The following is a 20,806-nucleotide window of genomic DNA, read 5'->3' as shown; positions in this document are numbered from 1 at the left end:
GCACGTCCGTGACCGGGAAGCCGCGGCCGCTGCGCGTCCTGCAGATCACCTCGGCCGCCGTCGGCGGAAACTGGTTCCACGACCAGGTCCGGGGCCTTGCCGAGCTGGGCAACGAGGTGTGCGCGGTGCTGCCCCGAGAGGGCCCGCTCGCCGACCGGCTGCGCGGAGTTCGCGGCGTCCGGGTGGAAATCATCCCGTTCGGAGTGCCTCATCGGATCAGACAACTACCAGTGCTGATGGCTGGGCATTGGCGGCTGATGAGGTTCGTCAGGGCGTACAAGCCGGATGTCATCCATTCGCACCTGATCATCGCGAAGCTCGTGGCCCGAGTGGTGTCGGCCGCCTACCGGCCGGCACTGGTCGTATCGCAGGTTCCCGGACTGGTGCATCTACGGATCGCGCCCTTCCGGATCCTGGAGCGGCTTTCGCTGCGCCGGGACGATCTGGTGCTCGGATCCTGCCGGGCGATCGCGCGCCGCTACCAGGCCATGGGAGCGCGGTCGGTCGCGGTCAGCTACTACGGCTGCGACGTACACCGCTTCGATCCGGCAACCTCGCCGGATGCGTTCCGCCGCGAGTTCGGCCTCACCGACGACACGCCGGCTGTCGGCATGGTCGCCTACATGTATCCGAGCAAGTTGCGGGAGTTCCGACAGGTTGGTGTCAAGGGGCATGAAGTCTTCATCGACGCCGTCCCGCTGATCCTGCGGACGAATCCCGAAGCCAGGTTCTTCGTCGTCGGTGACGAGTTGGTCGGTGACGGGGAGTACCGGCGGGAGCTGGAACGTCGCGCCGCCCGGCTCGGCGTCGCCGACCGGATCCGGTTCACCGGCTTGCGGTCCGACATCAGCTCGGTGATGGCCGGGCTGGACGTCCTGGTGAACCCGTCCATGGACGAGTCCGCCTGCTATACCGTGGTGGAGGCTTTGCTCATGCGTAAGGGCGTGGTGGCAACCGATGTCGGTGGCCTGCCGGACACCGTCCAGCACGGCCGCACCGGCCTGCTGATCCCGCCCGCCGATCCGGCGGCACTGGCACAGGCCGTGAATACACTGTTCGCCGATCCGGCAGCGCGTCTCCACATGGCCAGCCGCGGCCGTGAACACGCGCTCCGGCAATTCGATATCGCCGGAACCGTAAGCCAGGTGAACGAGCTGTACCACCAGGCACTGGCCGCGCGGGGACGACGTCGGAAGCTGCTCCGCAGGGAGAGCCCGGCGTGAAGGACAACAGGGCGTGGGCCAGAACGACGCTGGCCGGCATGGCGGGGAAAGCGGTACGCGATCTGCGGCGGCCGAGCTTCCCGGTCGACACGACGCCGCCGGGTGACATGACCACCGGCCAGCCGGGCAGGTATCCGCTCGACCTGAGGCCGATGACGACCGGGAGCACGCTCGACCACGAGCGCGTGGTGGTGACCCGTGCCGCGACCGGCGAGACCTACCGGAACCCGGTCTCGGTCAGCCTGTATGCGCTCGCACAGCACACCGACGCGCTCGCCGCCGGCCGGCACCCGGCCACTGGGGACGAACGGCCGCCGGGCGTGCAGGCTCTGCTGACCCAGGCAGGATGGCTGCGCGCCAGCCAGGACGGCAACGGCGGCTGGCGCTATCCGGTACCCGTACCCCGGTATGGGGTGAGCCCGGGCTGGTACTCGGCCATGGCCCAGGGCCTGGCGGTGTCGGTGATGCTGCGCGGATACGCCACGACCGGCCAGCGGTCCTTTCTCGATGCGAGCGAGGGCGCGGTGGACCTGATGCTCCGGCCGCTGGACGCGGGCGGTTGCTCGCACTACGACCAACTGGGGCGCCCTTTTCCCGAGGAGTGCCCGTCGGACCCGGCCAGTCACATCCTCAACGGTGCGGTCTTCGCCCTCTTCGGTCTCTGCGAGCTGAGCCGGCATCACAGCGGGACTGTCCACGAGCACGTGGCGGACCGGCTCCGCGACTCGCTGACCGCGTTCGACCTGGGGTACTGGACCAGATACGACCTCCGGCACACCGCGCCCGCCAGTTTCGCGTACCACTGCCTGCACGTCGCGTTGCTGACCGCGGCCGGAAGAGTGCTAGCCGACCCGCGATGGCCGGCGGTGGCCATCGCGTGGGACCGCTACACGCGCAGTCCGGCCAGCCGGCTGCGGGCTGCGGCGGGCAAGGGCCGGTTCGTACTAAGGGAGCATTGTGTCCGGTCATGACCAGGCCCCGCGACGGCTGGGCGTGTGCGATGCTCCGGCCGCGCCGCTGCGTGTCGTCCTGCTCGCGTCGGCCACGTCGGCGCACACCCGGCGCTGGGCGGACGATCTGGCCATGCGGGGGCATCAGGTGACTGTCTGCAGCTGGCATGCGCCGGGCCTGCGTCCCGACGGCTGGCGAGCCGTGTCCGCCCCCACCGGAGCGTGCCTGCCGTTGCGGGCAGTGCGCGCGGGGCACTGGCTGCGCAGCGAGGTGCGCCGGGCTCGGCCGGATGTCATCCACGTCCATTCGCTCGGAGTGCACGGGGCGCTCTCCCTCCTGCTGCGGGCCCACCCGGCAGTGCCGGTCGTGATCACTCCGTGGGGATCCGAACTGCGCGCGGCGGACCGGCATTCGGCCCGGGCGATGGTCGCTCGGCTGGCGCTCCGGCGGGCCGCACGCGTGGTGCCGACCTCCCGGGAGGTGGCTGAGCTGGTCGCGAGCCGATACCGGGTCCTCTCTTCACGGATCACGGTCCTTTCCTGGGGGGTACCGGACGCGCTGCTGGATGCCGGAAACGACACCGATCCCCGGTTGACGCGCGCGAAGTACGGCATTCCGGCCGGAGCCACGGTCGCGCTGTCGGTCCGCAGCACGTCGGAGGTCTACCGGACCCACGAGATTCTCGCGGCGTTCACTCGTGCCGCGCGAGTCCGGCCCGACCTGTTCCTCGTGTTGGTGGCGGGTCACCAGCCGGCTCATGCCGCCGCCAGACGCGCGCAGCAGGACTATCTCGCGCTTCTGCGTGCCCGGGCACAAGATCTGGCCGACCGGGTCGCCGTCATCGATCGGACACTCGGACAGGCCGAGGTGTTCGGCCTGATGCGCGCGAGCGATGTGGCGATTTCGGTTCCCCGGGCCGACCAGCGAAGCTCATCGGTGCTCGAAGCCGCGGCTGCCGGGTGCCGGCTGCTGCTCTCCGACATCGCGCCCTACCGAGAGCTGGTGGAGGAGGGCCTGCTGGCGGATCTGCTTCCCGATCCGCTGGTCGGCTCGTTGGCTGACGCTCTCTCAAACGCAGGGCCGTTGGATGCCGATGATCGCCTGTCCAATCGGAAGCTGATCAGCCAGGCCGAGCGCGGCTCCCTGAAGGTCGCGGAACTCGAACGGCTGTACAGGGATGTGGCCCGCGCGGGGACGGTGTGATCAGGGCCCACTGTATGCGGAGGGTCAACGATGAGTGAGTACCTCGTGCCGGAAGGCCCCACCGCCCGGTTCAGCGGGCAGGGCGGCTCGGCGGCTGTGCCGGAACAAGGACGACACGGAACATCTTGGGCCAGAACTTGCCCGTCAGGAGGAATTGGTCCGTTCCGGGGACGGCCGCGATGCCGTTCAGGGTGGAGCCGGGGACGACTTCGTCGGCGTGCAGGAGGCCCGAGGCGTCGATACTCGCCGTCACCGCGCCGGTGACGGTGTCGATGCGCACGATGCGTTCGGTGGGCAGCACGTTGGCGTAGACGCCGTGGTCGGCGCACTCCAGCTCGTTCACTCCCGTCACCGGCCGGCCGTCTTCGGTCACGGTGACCTCACCGGTCTTCGCGAGGGTGCGCGGATCGCGGAAGGTCAGTCGTGCCGAGCCGTCGCTCGTCACCAGCTGCCGCCTGCCGCGGTTGAAGCAGATGCCCCAGCCTTCGTCGGGGTACGGGACGCGGCGCAGGTCCCTCAGTGTCGTCGCGTCCCGCTCGATGGCGATCCGGTCCCGCCAGGTCAGCTGCCACAGGGTCCGGCCCAGCAGGGTGATCCCCTCACCGAAGAGAGGAGCGGGAAGGCTGGTGTGCACCACGGGTGGCTTGCCAGGGGGCCCGGACTGCACGGAGGACCGACCGGACAGCCCGGTGCCCTCGTAGAGCGTGTCGCCGGCCATCTCCAGACCCTGAGTGAACGATTTCGGGTCGTGGGGGAGGGTTTCGAGGACCTTCACCCGCAGGTGTTCGACCCGGTGGGGGCTGACCTGCCGCCAGTGCGTGCGGCTTCGGCCGGCGGGATCGTCGGACACCGCTTCGACGTATCGTCGGCCCGTGAGCGACTCCGATCGTGTGACCAGCCCGGTGGCCGCGATGCAGACGGAGCCGGTGACCAGGAGCGCCGCGATGGCCGGCAAGGCGTGTCTCAGTGTGCGGCGACGGCCCGCCGCCCGGTTGCCGGAACGACTGGTTCCAGGCAAGCGGACGGCGTCCTGGCCCGGGCCGGGACGCCGTGGTTCCGCCGTGTGCACGTACTGATCTTTCAGGAACTGCGACGACGGCGTACGACCAGCACCGTGCCACCGCCCGCCATGAGCAGGGCGGTCGCCGTACCGCCGATCACCAGGGCCTGTTCACTGCCCGTCGCCGCGAGCCCCTTGCCGTTCTGGTCCGAGTCCGGGGAATTCGACGGCTCGACGGCTGCGGGGACTTCATGGGCATCATTGCGGCCGCCGCCGTCTCCGTGGTGCCCACCGTACCCCGGCTTGTCAGGGTGCCCGGGCTTACCCGGGTGGTGGGGCGGCTTTGGGGACGGGGTGGGCGTCATCCTTCCGTACACGTAGATGCTGACGCCGACACTCTGGTGGGGGTGCTTGGAGGTGAGTCGGAAGACGTGCCAGCCGGTAGCGGTGTCCGCCGGGATGGTCACGGTCCCCGCAACCGAGCCGTCGGCCCGGGCCCGGAAGTGGCCGAGCACGACCGGGCGTGATTGCAGCAGCGCCGTGACGAGCGCCCCGGGCTCGAAGACGCCGGAGATGGTGCTGAAGCTCAACTCCTCCCCGGCTGTCACCGTGGTGGTGCTGACGGACAGGGGCGGGCTCGACGGCGGGTACGGCTGTGCCGAGGCGGCCTGCGCCCCGATCAGCGGTGCCGCGATGAGAATGGCAGCCGATGCCGCCGATGCCAGAGCGGCCCGCCATCTGCGCGATGCTGTCATCTTCTTCGATCTCCTCGACTTGGGTCCGGGCCTGGTCGTGCGGCGGCCGCGATTCGGTGTGGACACCAAGACCTGGATACATGTCGCAAATAGAACATAACGACATTCATTGGTTTGATGGCGCAAGAAGTCACCGGATTGGGGGAATCCCGGCTCGCACGGTGTGCGTCGCGGGCGGTTCGAGGGGGCGACACAGGGGGTGGCTCCCTCGCTCCAAGAGTCCGAGTCCCTATGGTCGACTGCGTCCATAGGGAACAGAAGCCCCAATTCGGGTGGTTCCCTCAGTCCCGTGAGGGGTGCAGCTTGGATCTCCAAGGATTCCTGAAGGCTCTTGCCAGACGCTGGCCGACGGTCGTGGTCTGTCTGGTTCTCGCGGTCGGGGTGGCGCTCGCGGTGACAAGCGTGAGTACCCCCGTCTACGAGGCGAAAGCACAGCTCTTCGTCGCCACCCGCACCGGCGAGAACACTCTTGATCTGAACGAGGGGCAGACGTTCTCACAGGCGCGTGTGCAGTCGTACGCCGAGATCGTGAGGACCCGTCAGGTCACCGCTCCCGTGGTGAAACGGTTGCGGCTGCGCACCACCCCGGAAGAGCTGGCGTCCCGGATCACCGCCGTCGTTCCGCTCAAGACCGTGCTCATCGACATCACCGTCCGGGACACCGAGCCCCGGCGCGCGGCACGTATCGCCAATGCCGTGGCGAGCAGGTTCAGTTGGGTCGTCGAGCAGTTGGAGACCCCCAAGCGGCCGGCCCCCTCGAAACTGCCCGAAACGGATGACGAGGCCGAGGACGCCGCGCCTGTCCCACCGGTATCCCCGGTCTCCCTGGGCGTCACCGAGGAAGCCGTCGCCCCGACCTCTCCCACATCGCCCCGCCCGTTGCTGAACCTGGCCGCGGGTGTGGTCGGCGGCCTGCTGCTCGCTGCCGGGCTGGTCGCCCTCCGCGAGACGCTCGACACCACGTTCAAGACGAGCGAGGCACTGGACGCATTCATCGCTCTGCCCGGCCTCGGCGCCATCCCGTACGACAGGACCGCCCCAAGGCAGCCGCTGGTCAGTGCCGACGGGCACTCCAAGCGCGCCGAGGCGTTCCGCAGACTGCGTACCAACCTGCAGTTCTCGCAGGTCGACGATCCACCGCGGATCATCGTGGTGACGAGCTCGGTGCCCGGTGAGGGCAAGACGAACGTCGCGATGAACCTCGCCCGCTCACTCGCCGAGGCCGGCGTCTCCACCTGCCTCGTGGACGGCGACCTGCGCCGCCCGTGCGTGGCGTCGGCTTTCGGCCTCGTCCAGGACGGGGGCCTGACCACAGTGCTCATCGGACAAGCCCGTGTCGAGGAAGTGATGCAGCAGGTCGCCGGCGGCCTCTCGGTGCTCGCCAGCGGTGCTGTGCCGCCGAACCCCGCGGAACTGCTCGCCTCAACGCGTATGAAAGAGGTGCTGCGCGAGCTCGTGGACGTGTACGACGTTGTGATCATCGACACCGCGCCGCTGCTGCCGGTCGCCGACACCGTGGGGCTCGCCTCTCTCACCCAGGGTGCGCTGCTTGTCGTACGGGCCGGGAAGACCCGCCGGGACCAAGTGCGCACCGCCACGGAAGCGCTGGAGCGAGTGGGCACGCGCGTGCTCGGCACCGTGTTCAGCATGGCTCCGGTTTCCAAGGGCGGCCGTTATGGCCGTTATGGCCGTTACGGTGCCTACGGGCAGTACGGTGAGCTGCCCGCTCCGCGTATGTCGGCCACGGGGGAGGGAAGGGCTGCCTCCGTGGTGATGCGGCCCACGGACGGGAGATGACTCGGATCCTGTTCGTCTGTACGGGCAACGTGCACCGCTCGGTGCTCGCCGAGCGCCTGCTGGCGGCGAAGCTGCCGCCAGGCTCGGCCCTGCGGCCGGAGAGCGCCGGCACGGAGGCGTGGCACCGTTTCCGTATGGAGGACACCACTCGGGCGGTCCTGGAGGAGCTGGGCGCTGATGGCTCCGGATTCGCCTCCCGCCCGCTCACCGCACAGCTCTTGGCGGGCGCCCCGCTGGTCCTCGGGCTCGCGCGCGAGCACCGCGAGGCGGCCGTGCGCCTCGCGCCGGCGGGGATGCGGCGCTGCTTCACCCTGAAGGAGTTCGTGCGGCTCGCGGATGGGGGAGCCGCAGGGGGTGGCGGGGGCGGCTTCGAGGCCGTGGTTGCGGCGGCCGCCACACGCCGCGGTGCCGCGGCCCCAGTCCCACCGGCCGAGGACGACATCCCGGACCCCTGGAGCAGGCCCCGTGAGGAGCTGTACGAGTGTGCCCTGGAGATCGACAGGGCGGTGAGCGGGCTGGTCCGGCTGTGGGGGCTGCGTCATTAGTACCGCGGTTGCGGTTCTCCGTTTGATCCCGTCGTGTCAGCACTTCCAAGAAGGCGTGCCAGTTGGTCGATGCGGACGGCAAGACGAAGTACACGCCTGGCAACTGCGGCAACGTGAGTGACCGTCGGGACCCGGCGCACGCCAACGGAGAAGTTCCCGGTCAACGCAGGTGGTGCGGCTCCGCAGCAGGGTCGGGATCAAGCCGCACGCATTCCCCTTCAAGGTTGGTCCTGAAGGGCGCGGGCGCTGGAGGGCCCCAGAGGCGGCTCGTCTCCCTGGACCGCGACATCATCACTCTGCTCCATCGGCGCGCCGCCGTCGCGGAGCAGATGCGCATGCTGGAACGGATGTCCGGGCAGCGGGAATCGGCCGTGGCCCGGGAGAACGACATGCTCGGCCTCTGCCACGACGCCCTCGGCCGGCCCGGCGTCGGCATCGCCATGCGACTGCTTGTGATGACCCGGATCGAGCGGTCCCGCGATGCGCACAGGGCTGTGGACATGGCGGACTCATCAGCCAAGGCTGCCTGGGCGCCCGTACCGTCGCACGCCTCGGACGAGATTGCGCCGCACCCCTACGGACGCGCCTCCCCCGCTCCCACAAGCGGGGGAGGCGCGTCCGGGTGTGCAGCGGTCCCGTTCGCAGAACACAGGCTCCCGGCAGCGCGCACGCGCCGCCGGGAGCCTTGCTGTTCGCCCGCTGGAGAGCCGTCTACGCCACACTCGCCAGCACCGGCTGGGCCTCCCCGTCGGGCGCGGGCCGGGAGCCGTGCGGTCCGCCGCCGTGCGTCGGGTGGCGCAGGGCCGCCAGGACGCGGCGATCGTCCCGGGTGCCGTCGGGAAGGCCGAGCTTGCCGAAGACCGCGGCCCCGTGCTTCTCCACCGTCCCCAGCGAGACATGCAGCTCCTGCGGGATGGCACCGTTCGTGGGCCCCTGGGCCCGGAGCGGAATCCGGGTGGGACGTGCCGGCACCGTCCCGGCACGGGAAACAGCAAGGGTTCGACCAGTCGTCGCGGTCCGAAGCCGGAACGAGCACGGGCGCCTGCGTGACCGCGCCGGTTCGGCATCAGGGGCGGTGGACGGCCTCACCGGGACCGGCCACGATCCCAGTGGCGCGGCTTTGACACCCGGGTTCAGTCCGACTGCGTCACGCCGGCCATCGAGGGGCTGAAGGCCGGCCACAACCACGCCCTGCCTCCTCTGGGAGACCTGCGGCCCGAAACACTCGAGAGCTGCACCCACATCGTGGGCATGATGGGCCACGAGCCGATCGTCGCCGCGCTCGAAGCCGGCGTCCAGGTCGTGCTGGCAGGCCGCGCCACCGACACGGCCGTAGCGGCCGCCTATCCCCTCATGAAGGGGATGCCGCCCGGACCGACGTGGCACGCCTCCAAGATCGTTGAATGCGGCGGACAGTGCACCAGCAACCCACGTGCCGGTGGGGTGCTGGCCACCATCGACGCCGATGGCTTCACCATCGAGCCGCTCGACGCAGCCGTGGCCTGCACACCGATCCTGGTCGCCGCCCACATGCTCTACGAGACCGCGAACCCCTTCCAGATGCGTGAGCCTGACGGCACCCTGGACGTCCGCGAAGCCACCTACACGGCACTCGACGACCGCACGGTACGCGTCGAGGGCTTGCGGTTCCACGTCGCCGCCCAGCACACCGTCAAGCTGGAGGGCGCGAGAATCACCGGCTACGAGACGATGTCGTTCACCGCTGTTCGAGACCCTCACATCCTTGCGAACATCGAGGACTGGGCCGACCTCCTGCGGGTGATGATCAGTCAGCGGGTGGAGCAGACACTCGGCCTCGGTGAGGGCGAGTACGCCTTCGACGTACGCCTGTACGGCTACAACGCGGTACTGAAGGACCGCGACCCGGCCCAGAGCCCACCCCGTGAGGTGGGAGTCATGCTGCTGGTGAACGCGCCGGACCAGGAGACGGCCACAGTCGTGGCGAAGGTCGCCAACCCGCTGATGTTGCATCTGCCGACAGCCGACATGACCTACCTGCCCAGCCTCGCCTTCGCCACCTCCCCGGCCGAAGTCGAGCGCGGGCCCGCGTACGAGTTCGTACTCCATCACGTCGTCGACAGCGTCACTCCCACCGGCATGTTCCGCATCGAGATCGAGGAGACCGTGCACCATGGCTGATACTGCCACTCTCGGAGACCTGGCACTCGAGGTCCGGTCCAAGAACGCCGGGCCGTTCTGGGTCACCATGGAGCTGTTCATGAGTGACGCGGCCGGTTACCGTATCGCGGCCGACGAGTCGTTCCTCAAAGAGCGCACGGTGGCCGAGCTCTACGGAGTCGACGAGACCGAGATCCAGATGTTCCGCATCCCCTCGCTGAACGTCGTCAAGATCTCCTTCCCGCGTCCCGTCAGCCAGGCTTCGCTCCGTGACCGCGACATCCACTCCGGGCAACAGCATGTGCCCCTGGCGATGCTGCCCTTGCCCGCAGCCTGACAGCCGGCCGTAGCTCGGAACCCCCGCGGTGGAGCCGACGCGCCGCAGGCTCGGAACACCCGTGCGGACTCGGTGCGTTGACCGCTCAGGCGTCGGTCTTACGACGGGGCCGAGGAGTCGCATCGAGAGAACGGAGCATCAAAGGTGGACGTCTTCATCATCGGCATCACCGGCGGCGTCGGTGGTCTGCTGGCGCAGAAACTGCGCTCTCGAGGAGACGCCGTCCACGGGCTGGTGCGCCGAGACGACCAGCGGGCCGGACTCGCACCGCAGGGCGTGAACGCGCGCGTCGGCGACCTCTCCATCATGACGGTGGAACAACTCGCCGCAGCGTTCGGTGATGTCGACGTGATCGTCTTCACCGCCGGATCGAACGGCGGCAGCAGGGAGGTCACGACGGCCATCGACGGTGAGGGGGTCGTCAAGGCGATCGAGGCGGCACGCCTTGCCGGTGTGGAGCGCTTCGTGCTGGTCTCGGTGCTCCCGGAATCATGGCGGGAACGCGACCTCGGAGACGAGGTCGAGTACTACTTCGCCGTGAAGAAGGGCGCGGATGTCGCACTCAGCCGCAGCGATCTGAACTGGCTGATCCTCCGCCCCTCGCTCCTTCTCGACGGCCCGGGAACCGGCACCGTGTCCCTCGGCCCGGCGGAGCCCCACGGCCAGATCACTCGCGACGACGTCGCCGCCACCCTCGCTGAACTGCTCCACGAGCCCCGGATCGGCCGGCAGATCCTCGAACTCGACACGGGGCCGACACCCATCGAAGACGCGGTCCGAGCGAACGTCCGCTCCTGACCTGCCTGGTTGCCTTGCGCAGGTCGTGGAGCAGATCGAGGCCAGGGATCACGTGAGCCGGTGAACACCGCCTGAACCGGGTTCTCTCCCGCCACCTTCGCGGACCCCGATGGCGCGGTGCGCAGCTCCCGGCGGGCATGGTCCGGTCCGGCCCCTGACGTCCAGGGGCCGGACCACGCCCCGCCGGACGACCGCCACCGGACCGGTCGGCCCTGACCGTACCCACTAGGCCCCATGACAACGGGGGTGTGTCGGGGTGGACTGGGAGGAGAGAGCCGAGGCGTCTGGCTGGAGGAGGAACGATGAGTGGTCTGGTGGTCGTGGGTGTGGACGGGTCGGCGTCGGGGCTCGCCGCGGTGGAGGCGGCAGCCCGGGAGGCGAGGGCGCGTGGAGCGGGCCTGCGGGTGGTGCACGCGTTCATCTGGCCGGCCATGCATGTGGCCCTGGGCCCGTCGCCGCTGGGGCCGCCCGAGGGCGGGCTCCAGAATATGGCCGACCGTCTGGTGGCCGAGGCGGTGGAGCGCGCCCGGGCGACGGCGCCGGAGGTCGAGGTCAGCCACGCGGTGGTGACCGGTGAGCCGCTGACGGTCCTGGAGGCACAGTCACGTGACGCCGAGCTGGTGGTGGTCGGGTCCCGGGGCATGGGCGGCTTCGTCGGACTCCTGGCCGGGTCGACGGCGGTACACCTGGCGGCGCACGGCCGGTGCCCGGTGCTGGTCGTGCGTGAGCAGCCGAGTGCGGAGGGCCCGGTCGTGCTGGGTGTCGACGGCTCGGCCGCGGGCGAGCGGGCGGTGGACTTCGCCTTCGCCGAGGCCGAGCTGAGGAAGGCGCCGCTGGTGGCGCTGCACGCCTGGACCACGTGGAACGCGCCGATGCCCGAGCCGATGGACGCGTCGATGCCGTACGCGAACCCGCCGGGCGCCCTCGCCGGGGAGGAGGAGAGCCTGCTGTCCGAGGCACTCGCCGGCCACCGGGAGCGGTACCCGGGTGTGGTGGTGGAGCACAAGGTGGTGCACGGCGGGACGCGGGAGGCGCTGATCGAGGCGAGCCGGTCCGCGCAGCTGGTGGTGGTCGGTGCCCGGGGGCGTGGCGGTTTCGCCGGGCTGCTGCTCGGATCGGTCAGTCAGGCCTTGCTGCACCACGCCCACTGCCCGGTCGCCGTGGCGCGGGGCGCGGGCGCGCGTCACTGACGGCGTCCGGTGCGGGGTCCGCCGTCCGGTTCCGCCGTGGGCCGTCCGGTTCCGCCGTGGGCCGTCCGGTTCCGCCGTGGGACGGGCGGGGCCCCCTCCCGTTTCGCCGTAGGGGCGGGCGGACCCCCGCTCCCGTTTCGCCGTGGGTGCGGGCGGGGGCGTCGACCGGTTCCCCGGTGGGTGCGGGCGTCTGCCGCGAGGCCGAAGAGGCCGCGAGGTGGGTGAGGCGGGGTGAGACGGGGTGAGACGGGGCGGTCCGTCGGCCGGTGCCCGCCAGGCGGGTGAGGCGGTGGCCGCAGACGGCGAGGAGCATTACGTAGGCGGTGACCAGGGCCGTCGGGCGGCTCCGCGTGGAGGCGGTGGCCAGGCCGATGACGATGACGATTACGGAGAGCCGGCCACGGGCGATGAGCGCGATTCCGGTCAGGGCCGAGTGGCCCCCCCGGGACGGCCCGACGGCCCCTGGGCGTACCGGGCCGACCGCACCAAGACTGGTGAAGCAAAGAGCCGCGCGTCGGCTGTGTCCCGGGACGGGAGTACCCAGTGAGTGATCCGGTGATCGTAGGGGTGGACGGCTCTGCCTCCAGTCTTGAGGCGGTCGACCTCGCGGCCCGCGAGGCACACCTGCGCGGGGTGCCCCTGCGGATCGTGCACGCGTTCGGGCATGTGCCCGGACACCGGCCGGCCGGCGGGCCGCGGTGGAGCCCGGCCGACCACGGTCTGGAGCCGATGGCGCGGGGCGTACTGGCCGGTGCCGAGGAACGGGCGCACGCGATCGCGCCGGAGTTGGAGATCACCCGGTCGGTGGTGGCCGGGGATGTGCTCGAGGTGCTGGAGATCGAGTCGCGGTCGGCGTCGCTGGCGGTGGTCGGGTCCCGGGGACTGGGCAGCTTCGCCGGGTTGCTGCTGGGCTCGACCGCGGTGCACCTGGCCGCGCACGGCCGCTGTCCGCTGATGGTGGTGCGTGGCCGTCCCGATCCGGCCGGTGCGGTGGTGCTGGCCGTGGACGGCTCCGATGCCGGTGAGGCGGCGGTGGAGTTCGCGTTCGCCGAGGCGGCCCTGCGCGGGGCGCCGCTGGTCGCCCTGCACGTGTGGAACACGTGGAGCGAGCGCGCCTACGAGGGTCCCGGCGACCCCCTGAACGCCATGGTGGTGGACATCGACCGGCTCCGGGAGGCCGAGCAGCACCTGCTGGGCGGGACGGTCACCGCCTGGCAGGAGGCCTTTCCCCAGGTGTCGGTGGAGCGGCGCCTGGTGCGGTCCCGGACCCGCCCGGCCCTGATCGACGCCAGTCTCGACGCCCAGCTGATCGTGGCCGGCGCCCGGGGACGCGGCGGCTTCACCGGCCTGCTGCTCGGCTCCGTGAGCCAGGCCCTGCTGCACCACGCCCACTGCCCCGTCACCGTCGTCCGCGGCAAGGAGTGACCGTGCCTCAGCAGGCCATGGCCGGGGACCACCACCTGCCAGTACAGATGCTTCAACAGCCGGACGCCCACCGGCGCGACGCCGCGGACGTGGCGGACTCGCTCGCCGTGGTCCCGGCCGTGGGGCTGACCACGGCGGACGCCGAGCGGCGGACCGCCGCCTGGGGCGCCAACGAACTGGCCGAACCGGCTCGCCGGCCGCAGTGGCTGCGTCTGCTGGACCAGTTCCGCAGCTGGCTGATCGGCATCCTGCTCGCCGCCGCCGTCATCGCCGGAATCATCGGCGAGATCAAGGACGCCCTCGTCATCACCGTCGTCCTGCTCATCAACGCCACCATCGGCTACCTGCAGGAACGCCGTGCCGAGCGCAGCCTGGAAGCGCTGCGCCAGATGCTGGTCCCGACCGCGCGGGTGCGCCGCGACGGTCAGGTGAGGGTGATCCCGGCCGGCACCCTGGTGCCCGGCGATGTCGTCCTCCTGGAAGCAGGCGACCGCGTCCCGGCCGACGGGCGCCTGGCCGTCGCCGAGTCGGTCGAGGCCGCCGAGGCGGCGCTGACCGGCGAGTCCCAGCCTGTCGCCAAGACGACCGCGCCCACCGCGGCCGACGGCGACGAGCCCGTGCCCGTCGCCGAGCGCGTCGGCATGCTCTTCATGAACACCGCGCTGACCCGCGGCCGCGCCGAGATGATCGTCACGGCGACCGGGATGCGCACCGAGGTCGGCGCGATCGCCGAGGCGCTGCGCACCGGCGCGGAGCCGTCCAGCCCCCTGCAGGTCCAGATGGACAGCCTGGGCCGTCGCCTGGCCCTGGTCAGCGGCGTCGCCGTGGCCGCCTACGCGCTGGTGGCCCTCCTGCGCGGCGAGGAACTCGCCGATCTCGCCCTGCGGGCGGTGGCCCTGGCGGTCGCCGCGATCCCCGAGGGGCTGCCGGCCGTCCTCGCGCTCACTCTGGCCCTGGGCGTCTACCGCATGGCCCGCCGCGGTGCCATCGTCAAGCGCCTGGCCTCCGTCGAGGCGCTCGGCTCCGCGACCGTGGTGTGCAGCGACAAGACCGGCACCCTGACCATGAACGAGATGACGGCCCGCGCCCTGTGGGCCGCCGGTCGCGACTACGAGGTGACCGGCGAGGGCTACGACACCACCGGCACCGTGCTCCCCGCGAACGGGGAGGGCGGCGCGGACGTGCGCGACGCAGTGGTGCCGTTCGCGCTGTGCAACGACGCCCGTGTCACGGCGGACGGCGTCATCGGGGACCCCACCGAGGCCGCCCTGATCGTGCTCGCCGCCAAAGCCGGTCTCGACGCCGGACTGCGCACGCTGATGACACGTACGGGTGAGGTGCCCTTCGACCCGGCCGCCAAGTACATGGCCACGTTCCACGCTGCCGCCGACGGCCGCGTCGGCGTCCACGCCAAGGGAGCCGTCGACGTCCTGCTGGACCGCTGCACCCATGTCCTGACCGGACAAGGCCCCGTCCCCCTCGACGCCGAGCGCCGCCGGGAGGTCACCGAGGCCGCCCGGCGGATGGGCAGCCAGGGCCTGCGCGTCCTCGGCGCCGCCACCTCCACCGCCACCGCCACCTCCACCGACCAGCCGCGCGCGGAGGAGGTGACAGGGCTGACCCTGACCGCCGTCGCCGGGATCGCCGACCCGCCCCGGCCCCAGGCCCACGACGCGGTCGCCCTCGCACAGGCCGCCGGCGTCACCGTCAAAATGATCACCGGGGACCATGCCGACACCGCAGCCGCCATCGCCCGCGAACTCGGCATCACCGGAGACGTCGTCTCCGGCACCGAACTGGCCCGGATGAGCGATGAGGACCTCGCGGACCGCATCGAGGACATCGGCGTCTTCGCCCGTGTCGCCCCCGAACACAAGGTGACCATCGTCCGCGCCCTCTCCCGGAAGGGCCACATCGTGGCCATGACCGGAGACGGCGTCAACGACGCCGCCGCCCTGCGCGCCGCCCACATCGGCGTCGCCATGGGCGTCACCGGCACCGACGTGGCCAAGGAAGCCGCCGACATGGTGCTGACCGACGACGACTTCTCCACCATCGTCCGCGCGGTCCGCGAAGGCCGCTCCATCTACGACAACATCGTCACCTTCGTCCGCTTCCAGCTGTCCACCAACATCGGCGCCATCCTCACCCTGCTCGCCACCGTGCTGGCCGGGCTCCCCGCCCCCATGTCCGCGATTCAGCTGCTGTGGGTCAACATCATCATGGACGGACCGCCCGCCATGGCCCTGGCCGTCGACCCCCCGCGGGACAACGTGATGCGGCGTCCGCCCCGCCCGCCCGGCGAACGCATCCTCAACGCACGCCGCCTGGCCGCCATCACCCGCTCCGGCGCGGTCATGGCCGCCGGCACCCTCGCCGTCTTCAGCGGCGCCCGCCACCTCACCGGCACCGCGACCGCCGCCACCATGGCCTTCACCACGTTCGTCCTCTTCCAGCTCTGCAACGCCCTGGCCGCGCGCAACGAGGACGGCCCCGTCCTCGGCCGCCACCAGCTGCACAACCGCACCCTGTGGATCTGCCTGGCCGCCGTCCTGGCCCTCCAGGTCATCGCCGTACAGATGCCCTTGGCCCAGGGGGTCTTCGACACCGTCTCCCTCAGCCCGTCCCAGTGGGCGATCTGCCTCGCCACCGCCTCCACCGTGCTGCTGACCGAGCACGCCTGGCGCACCGCCCGCGCACGGTTCGGCCGCCCGGCCGACGCGCGGCACGAGAACCGGCCCCGGGACACCACCACGTCGACCGGCCCGTCGTAAGGGCCGGTCGGCCCCCGCCCGGGACCTGCGGCCCCTGTCCGGCAAGCCCGCTGAACGAGACGCTGAATCCGCATCATCCGACACAGGAGGAGGACATCATGGCCCGCACGATCACCGTGGGATTCGACGGCTCGGCCGAGAGCAGGGCCGCTGCCGAGTGGGCGGCTCGCGAAGCGAAGCTGGGCGGCCTGACGGTCAGGCTGGTCCACGTGTGGCAGCCGGTGCCGGAGTCCATGGCCCGGAGGCTGCACCACAGCGCCGAGGCCCTCCAGCACTGGACCGAGCGGATTCCCCGGGAGGCCGCCGAGGGCCTGAGGCTGCGTCACCCCGGCGTCGAGGTGGGCATCGAGCAACGTGACGGCACGCCCTCGGGCGCACTCGTGGAAGCCGCCCGTGACGCGGAACTGCTGGTCCTCGGTTCCCGCGCGCTGAGCGGGCTCGGCGGCTTCCTGGTCGGTTCCGTCGGCCAGGCCGTGATCGCCCGCACCGACACGCCCGTCGTCCTCGTGCGGGCCGGGGAACAGGCCGCCGACGAACATGTCGCGGACCCCGTCGGTGCTCCGTCCGGCGACACCGCCTTCCGGCCCGTCGTGCTCGGCCTCGACACCGGCAGCCTCCACGACGCCGTGATCGCCTTCGCCTTCGAAGAGGCCCGGCGCCGCGCCACCGAGCTGCACGTCGTGCAGGGCTGGAACGTGTCGCCCTATGCCGTCTACACCAGGGGATCGGGCTTCGAGCCCCACGAGGAGTTCGCGCGCGAGATGGCCGGTGTGCTCGCCGAGGCGTTGCGGCCCTGGCGGCAGAAGTACCCGGACGTCGAGGTCGTCGAGGTGTCCCGCTCCGGCAGCGCCGCCGGCCTCCTGACCGACGCCTCCCGTGACGCCTCCCTCGTCGTCGTCGGCCGGCGCGTGCGCCGCAACCCGTTCGGCTCCCACATCGGTGCCGTCACCCACGCGGTGCTGCACCACTCCACCGCCCCCGTGGCCGTGGTCGCTCACGACTGACGCGCCGGGTGCCCGGGGCCCGGCACCGCTGTCGGAGCTCCCGGGATCGGATCACCTGAAGTGCGGCCTGGGGATCCCGCTTCAACGCGCAGCGGGCGGCGACGGCGCCGGCGGCCACCGCGAGCGTGAGGACGGCGTAGAGCGTCCGCTTCCCGCGGTGGCCGAGGGGCCTCGGGGGCGGTCGGGGCGGGCCGGGCTCGCGTGTCAGGCCCTGGGCGATGCGCCGCCAGACCCGCTCCGGGGGCGCGGCCGGCAGGTCCACCAGCTCCGCGGTGCGGGCGGCGGCCACCACGCGGGTCATCATCCGGAGATCGTCCCGGCAGCGGCCGCACCGCTCGACATGCCGCAGGGCCTCGGCGTCGCCGTCGGTCGGCGGGGTGTTCCGCAGCGCCAGTTCCACCAGGTGAGCAGGCTCTACGTGGGTCACTGCGTCCTCCCGTTCCCCGGGCCCCGGGACTCGGCGGGCTCCGCCGTGACGCCGAGGCCGGACAGGTAGCCTCCCCGCTCGGGCACGAACGGGGGCGCGCAGGCGCTGCCCGGAGCCGGGCCGTAGCGGTACCAGCCGGCCACGGCGGGATCGTCGGGGACGGTCATGTCGCCGCGGTCGGTCACGCCCACCGGGCCGATCCGGGCGTCGAGGTCCACGTCGCGCACCAGGACGCGCCGGGGCGGCGGATCCTGCTTCGTACCGGGTGCCGCCTTCGCGCCCGCCCCGTCCGTGCGCGCGGAGGGCGCGGCCACGACGTCGGGCGGAGGCGCGGCCGAGTGTGACGGCCCGTGGGGAAAACCGAGGGCGGCTGCCAGAGCGGCAGCCGCCACGGTCGGTCCGGTCAGCCGTCGCGCGCTGTCAGCCACGCCGGCCGGCGACCCTGCGGGCCGCCAGGACGCCCGTCACCGTGACCACCCCGGCTGCGGCGGCCCAGGCCAGCCACGCGGCGGAGTCGTTCGGGGTGACGGCGGCGGCACCGCTGCCGCCCGCGCCGACGCCCTTGGGCGACGATGCCATGCCGCTGAAGGACTGGGTCTTCAGGGCCAGGTTCTGGTCGTCGGCGCTGCCCCACGCGTAGACGACGGTGCTGGTGCCCTCCTCGAGGTTCAGGTCGGCCGGGCCTATGGCCACGGTGTCCGTCCCGGCGAGCACCACGTCGGCGTTGATCATGCCCGCGTCGACCTCGGCGGTGGCCTCCTTCGGGTTGGTGAGGTCGTTGAATACGGGCTCTCCGCCGGCCCGGACGTCGACGGCGGGTGCGGCCGCGACATGGCGGACCGTCAGACGCGCCTTGCCGGCGTCGACCTGCGAGACGTCGTTGGTGAAGGCCGTCAGCTCGGGGTTGCCGTCGGCGGAGAGGTGGGCGGCGACCGTGGCGTTCGCGCCGTCGGGTACCTCGATCTCCTTCTCCAGGGCGGGAGTGCCGTCGGGGCCCTGGCCCGCTTCGAAGACCTGGATGTCGTAGGTCCCGGCGTCGAGGGCCTGGGGATCCGCCACCGTGCCGGGCTTGAAGTCGCTGAGCAGTTCGTCGCCGTTGGCGTACACGTCCACGGTCATCCCGGGGATGCCGTGGAAGACGGACACCATGGCCTTGTCCTGCTCGCCGGCCATGGCCGGCGCTGCCATGCCGAGGGCCAGGGCGCAGGCGCCGGCCGAGGCTGCGATGGCGAGGTGGATTCGGGAGTTCATGGGGATCATCCCTTCGAAAGGAGTCTCCGTACGGTGCGGAGTCTCAATCCCGTTTCAGGCGGGGTGGCCGCCTTGGATGCGCGGCCGGCGTCGCTTCTGCGGCACGGTCACGCCATGCCGGGGGCGGCGGACTGCTCGAGCACCCGGCGCAGCCGGTGCAGGCCGCGGCGGGCGTGGCTCTTGACAGTCCCCAGGGGCATGCCGGTCCGTTCCGCGATCTGCGCCTGGGTCAGGTCCTCGTAGAAGGCCATGCAGAGCACCTCGCGCTGCTGCTGCGGCAGCCGGGACAGGGCGTCGATGAGCAGCACCCGGTCCAGGACGCGGTCCGCCGCCGTCTCGCCCTGGCCGGTGCCGGGGTCGGCACCGTGGGCCGCGGAGTCGATGAGCGTCAGACGTCTCGTCCTGGCCGCCAGCGCGTCGACGATCTTGCGGCGGGTGATGCCGACCAGCCAGGCGCCGAGCGGGCCCCGTTCCGGGCGGAAACCGGCCCGCCCGTGCCAGGCGCCGAGGAAGACCTGCTGGGTCACGTCCTCCGCCTCGTGGGCGTCACCGAGCAGCCGGGTGGCCATGGTGTGGACGAGCGAGCCCCAGCGCCGGTAGATCGCGGCGAACGCGTCCTCGTCGGCCGCGACGAGGCCACGGGCCAGCTCCTCCTCGTACCGGGCCTCCTCCACGGGCGGGACGGGGGCCGTGGGTCGCGTGTTCGTTGTGATCATGGCCTGGTTCCTCCTGCCGGGCGTCGTGCGGGACGGAAGACCGTCTGCCGAACCACACCGGTCGCGCTGCGCGGAGCGGCGACCATGCGCTCGAAAGCCAGTGTTCGACGCGTAAACGACGCGCGGCAACATGCGTCGATTGTGCGTCGTACGGTTGGGGGTATGGCTGTACACGAACGGGATGACGAGGGCCTGCCGTCCGGCGGCGGGCTGACCACCGGCGAGGTGGCCCGGCGGCTGGGGGTGGCGCCCACCACGGTCCGCACCTGGGACCGCCGCTACGGCCTCGGTCCCGACGCGCACACCGGCGGCCGGCACCGGCGGTGGACGGCCGGGGACGTGGCACGGCTGGAGCGGATGTGCGCCCTGACGGCGACCGGGATACCGCCCGCCGAGGCGGCGCGCATGGTGCGGGGCGATACCCCGCCCGAAGCGGCCCCGGCCGTGCGGGCCGCCGACATGGCACCGCGCCCCGCCGCCCGGGCCCGCAGCCGGGCGGGCAGCCGGGCCGGCAGCGGGCTGCGCCTGGGTGACGTGCGTCAGGAGTGCAAGGGCATCGCCCGTGCGGCCCTGCGCCTCGACGCCACCGCGCTGGACCGGCTGCTCGACGCCGCGATCGGCGAGCACGGGCTGGTCACCGCCTGGACCGAGGTGATCATGCCGACGCTCCAGGCGGTCGGCCGCAAGTGGGAGAACTCGGGCGAGAAGTACGTCGAGGTCGAGCACTTCCTGTCCTGGCACGTCTCCGGCGCGCTGCGGCGCGGGACCCCGTCCGCGGTCGCCGACCGCCCGGGCGCCACCGCGGTGCTCGCCTGTGTGCCGGGGGAGAGCCATACGCTGCCTCTGGAGGTGCTGGCCGCCGCGCTGGCCGAACGTGGTCTGCCGGTGCGGATGTTCGGCGGTGCCCTGCCGGTGGAGTCACTGGTCACGGCCGTACGCCGAACCGGGCCGGCCGCGGTCGCCCTGTGGGCCCAGTCCCGTACTACCGCGAGTCGGCCGCTGGCGCAGCACGTGGCCGCGATGGAGTGGGGGGTGCGCGGGGCCCGCCGCAAACCGGTCGTCCTGACGATCGGGCCCGGCTGGACCGGCCGGGCGGCGGCCGGCCTGCCGCGCCCGACAGGGCTGGCCGAGGCCGTCGCGCTCCTGGAGTCGGTCGTGTCGCACCAGACCTGACCGGCTGCATCCGAACACGGCCGACGGCCCGAAGCGGTGAGGGAACGGATCGGTGCCGCCGGCGCGGCGGCCGGGAACGGGGTGTGAAGATGATCGGG

The 20,806-nt window shown here is 71.8% G+C and carries 21 protein-coding genes; 14 read left to right on the top strand and 7 right to left on the bottom strand.

From position 1 onward, the window contains the following. Window positions 1–8 precede the first annotated feature (8 nt). The 3 genes from ACZ5TL_RS22650 to ACZ5TL_RS22640 are packed head-to-tail and all read left to right on the top strand — an operon-like array spanning window position 9 to window position 3,377. Window positions 9–1,223, top strand: coding sequence for a glycosyltransferase family 4 protein (locus ACZ5TL_RS22650; RefSeq protein WP_468591935.1), 1,215 nt, complete (start codon window positions 9–11; stop codon window positions 1,221–1,223). Further along, on the top strand, window positions 1,220–2,194 hold the full coding sequence (locus tag ACZ5TL_RS22645) for a D-glucuronyl C5-epimerase family protein (RefSeq protein ID WP_468591934.1): 975 nt from the start codon (window positions 1,220–1,222) through the stop codon (window positions 2,192–2,194). The genes ACZ5TL_RS22650 and ACZ5TL_RS22645 overlap by 4 nt, the downstream gene beginning before the upstream one ends. After that, on the top strand, window positions 2,181–3,377 hold the full coding sequence (locus ACZ5TL_RS22640; RefSeq protein WP_468591933.1) for a glycosyltransferase family 4 protein: 1,197 nt from the start codon (window positions 2,181–2,183) through the stop codon (window positions 3,375–3,377). The genes ACZ5TL_RS22645 and ACZ5TL_RS22640 overlap by 14 nt, the downstream gene beginning before the upstream one ends. A gap of 70 nt (window positions 3,378–3,447) precedes the next feature. Here the strand turns inward: ACZ5TL_RS22640 and ACZ5TL_RS22635 are convergent, their stop codons facing one another. Both ACZ5TL_RS22635 and ACZ5TL_RS22630 read right to left on the bottom strand, forming a co-directional pair. Further along, complete coding sequence (locus tag ACZ5TL_RS22635; protein WP_468591932.1) at window positions 3,448–4,332, bottom strand: glutaminyl-peptide cyclotransferase; 885 nt, start codon at window positions 4,330–4,332, stop codon at window positions 3,448–3,450. Window positions 4,333–4,457: 125 nt separating this feature from the next. Beyond that, entirely contained in the window at window positions 4,458–4,967 is a 510-nt protein-coding gene (locus ACZ5TL_RS22630) for a hypothetical protein (protein ID WP_468591931.1), read from the bottom strand. Here ACZ5TL_RS22630 and ACZ5TL_RS22625 point away from each other — a divergent pair. The 3 genes from ACZ5TL_RS22625 to ACZ5TL_RS22615 are packed head-to-tail and all read left to right on the top strand — an operon-like array spanning window position 4,951 to window position 7,474. After that, a complete protein-coding gene (locus ACZ5TL_RS22625; protein WP_468591930.1) occupies window positions 4,951–5,232 on the top strand; it encodes a hypothetical protein in 282 nt (93 codons plus the stop codon). The two genes, ACZ5TL_RS22630 and ACZ5TL_RS22625, sit on opposite strands and share 17 nt — an antisense overlap. 17 nt (window positions 5,233–5,249) lie before the next feature. Further along, a complete protein-coding gene (locus tag ACZ5TL_RS22620; RefSeq protein ID WP_468591929.1) occupies window positions 5,250–6,929 on the top strand; it encodes a tyrosine-protein kinase domain-containing protein in 1,680 nt (559 codons plus the stop codon). Beyond that, on the top strand, window positions 6,926–7,474 hold the full coding sequence (locus ACZ5TL_RS22615; RefSeq protein ID WP_468591928.1) for an arsenate reductase/protein-tyrosine-phosphatase family protein: 549 nt from the start codon (window positions 6,926–6,928) through the stop codon (window positions 7,472–7,474). Before ACZ5TL_RS22620 ends, ACZ5TL_RS22615 begins: the two co-directional genes overlap by 4 nt. 711 nt (window positions 7,475–8,185) lie before the next feature. Here ACZ5TL_RS22615 and ACZ5TL_RS22610 read toward each other — a convergent pair. Then, window positions 8,186–8,356: a hypothetical protein gene (locus ACZ5TL_RS22610; RefSeq protein ID WP_468591927.1), complete on the bottom strand. Its 171-nt coding sequence runs from the start codon at window positions 8,354–8,356 to the stop codon at window positions 8,186–8,188. Window positions 8,357–8,539: 183 nt separating this feature from the next. Between ACZ5TL_RS22610 and ACZ5TL_RS22605 the strand changes: the two genes are divergently transcribed. From ACZ5TL_RS22605 to ACZ5TL_RS22575, 7 genes are all read left to right on the top strand, one after another. Continuing rightward, entirely contained in the window at window positions 8,540–9,634 is a 1,095-nt protein-coding gene (locus ACZ5TL_RS22605; protein WP_468592082.1) for an acyclic terpene utilization AtuA family protein, read from the top strand. After that, a complete protein-coding gene (locus tag ACZ5TL_RS22600; RefSeq protein WP_468591926.1) occupies window positions 9,627–9,950 on the top strand; it encodes a DUF4387 domain-containing protein in 324 nt (107 codons plus the stop codon). The genes ACZ5TL_RS22605 and ACZ5TL_RS22600 overlap by 8 nt, the downstream gene beginning before the upstream one ends. A 144-nt stretch (window positions 9,951–10,094) precedes the next feature. Continuing rightward, complete coding sequence (locus ACZ5TL_RS22595) at window positions 10,095–10,748, top strand: NAD(P)H-binding protein (RefSeq protein ID WP_468591925.1); 654 nt, start codon at window positions 10,095–10,097, stop codon at window positions 10,746–10,748. A gap of 302 nt (window positions 10,749–11,050) precedes the next feature. After that, on the top strand, window positions 11,051–11,938 hold the full coding sequence (locus ACZ5TL_RS22590) for a universal stress protein (RefSeq protein WP_468591924.1): 888 nt from the start codon (window positions 11,051–11,053) through the stop codon (window positions 11,936–11,938). Window positions 11,939–12,481: 543 nt separating this feature from the next. After that, window positions 12,482–13,363 (top strand): universal stress protein, encoded by an 882-nt coding sequence (locus ACZ5TL_RS22585; protein ID WP_468591923.1) that lies wholly within the window; start codon window positions 12,482–12,484, stop codon window positions 13,361–13,363. Window positions 13,364–13,365: 2 nt separating this feature from the next. Beyond that, window positions 13,366–16,137 carry a cation-translocating P-type ATPase gene (locus ACZ5TL_RS22580; RefSeq protein WP_468591922.1) on the top strand — a complete coding sequence of 924 codons (2,772 nt, stop codon included), beginning with the start codon at window positions 13,366–13,368 and terminating at the stop codon, window positions 16,135–16,137. Between the two features lie 98 nt (window positions 16,138–16,235). Beyond that, complete coding sequence (locus ACZ5TL_RS22575) at window positions 16,236–17,141, top strand: universal stress protein (RefSeq protein ID WP_468591921.1); 906 nt, start codon at window positions 16,236–16,238, stop codon at window positions 17,139–17,141. On the opposite strand, the gene ACZ5TL_RS22570 is transcribed toward ACZ5TL_RS22575, so the two are convergent. From ACZ5TL_RS22570 to ACZ5TL_RS22555, 4 genes are all read right to left on the bottom strand, one after another. After that, window positions 17,083–17,568: a hypothetical protein gene (locus tag ACZ5TL_RS22570; protein ID WP_468591920.1), complete on the bottom strand. Its 486-nt coding sequence runs from the start codon at window positions 17,566–17,568 to the stop codon at window positions 17,083–17,085. The genes ACZ5TL_RS22575 and ACZ5TL_RS22570 overlap by 59 nt on opposite strands. Further along, window positions 17,565–17,996, bottom strand: coding sequence for a class F sortase (locus ACZ5TL_RS22565; protein ID WP_468591919.1), 432 nt, complete (start codon window positions 17,994–17,996; stop codon window positions 17,565–17,567). The genes ACZ5TL_RS22570 and ACZ5TL_RS22565 overlap by 4 nt, the downstream gene beginning before the upstream one ends. Further along, the gene (locus ACZ5TL_RS22560; RefSeq protein ID WP_468591918.1) at window positions 17,989–18,819 is read right to left on the bottom strand and encodes a DUF4397 domain-containing protein; all 831 of its coding nucleotides are present in this window, start codon (window positions 18,817–18,819) and stop codon (window positions 17,989–17,991) included. The genes ACZ5TL_RS22565 and ACZ5TL_RS22560 overlap by 8 nt, the downstream gene beginning before the upstream one ends. 107 nt (window positions 18,820–18,926) lie before the next feature. After that, window positions 18,927–19,532 (bottom strand): RNA polymerase sigma factor, encoded by a 606-nt coding sequence (locus ACZ5TL_RS22555; protein WP_468592080.1) that lies wholly within the window; start codon window positions 19,530–19,532, stop codon window positions 18,927–18,929. 165 nt (window positions 19,533–19,697) lie between these two features. Between ACZ5TL_RS22555 and ACZ5TL_RS22550 the strand changes: the two genes are divergently transcribed. Beyond that, entirely contained in the window at window positions 19,698–20,708 is a 1,011-nt protein-coding gene (locus ACZ5TL_RS22550) for a MerR family transcriptional regulator (protein ID WP_468591917.1), read from the top strand. Window positions 20,709–20,806: the final 98 nt, after the last annotated feature.

The organism is Streptomyces sp. NPDC033136, assembly GCF_055578235.1.
The sequence above is the reverse complement of the archived record's forward strand: the minus strand, read 5'-3'. Positions and strand labels throughout refer to the sequence as shown.

What these genes read in the sequence shown, in the direction of transcription:
- ACZ5TL_RS22625 (WP_468591930.1), top strand. Translation starts at nt 4,951, where the DNA reads ATGGTGCTGAAGCTCAACTCCTCCCCGGCTGTCACCGTGGTGGTGCTG.
- ACZ5TL_RS22620 (WP_468591929.1), top strand. Translation starts at nt 5,250, where the DNA reads ATGGCGCAAGAAGTCACCGGATTGGGGGAATCCCGGCTCGCACGGTGT.
- ACZ5TL_RS22615 (WP_468591928.1), top strand. Translation starts at nt 6,926, where the DNA reads ATGACTCGGATCCTGTTCGTCTGTACGGGCAACGTGCACCGCTCGGTG.
- ACZ5TL_RS22600 (WP_468591926.1), top strand. Translation starts at nt 9,627, where the DNA reads ATGGCTGATACTGCCACTCTCGGAGACCTGGCACTCGAGGTCCGGTCC.
- ACZ5TL_RS22590 (WP_468591924.1), top strand. Translation starts at nt 11,051, where the DNA reads ATGAGTGGTCTGGTGGTCGTGGGTGTGGACGGGTCGGCGTCGGGGCTC.
- ACZ5TL_RS22575 (WP_468591921.1), top strand. Translation starts at nt 16,236, where the DNA reads ATGGCCCGCACGATCACCGTGGGATTCGACGGCTCGGCCGAGAGCAGG.
- ACZ5TL_RS22560 (WP_468591918.1), bottom strand. Translation starts at nt 18,819, where the DNA reads ATGAACTCCCGAATCCACCTCGCCATCGCAGCCTCGGCCGGCGCCTGC.
- ACZ5TL_RS22550 (WP_468591917.1), top strand. Translation starts at nt 19,698, where the DNA reads ATGGCTGTACACGAACGGGATGACGAGGGCCTGCCGTCCGGCGGCGGG.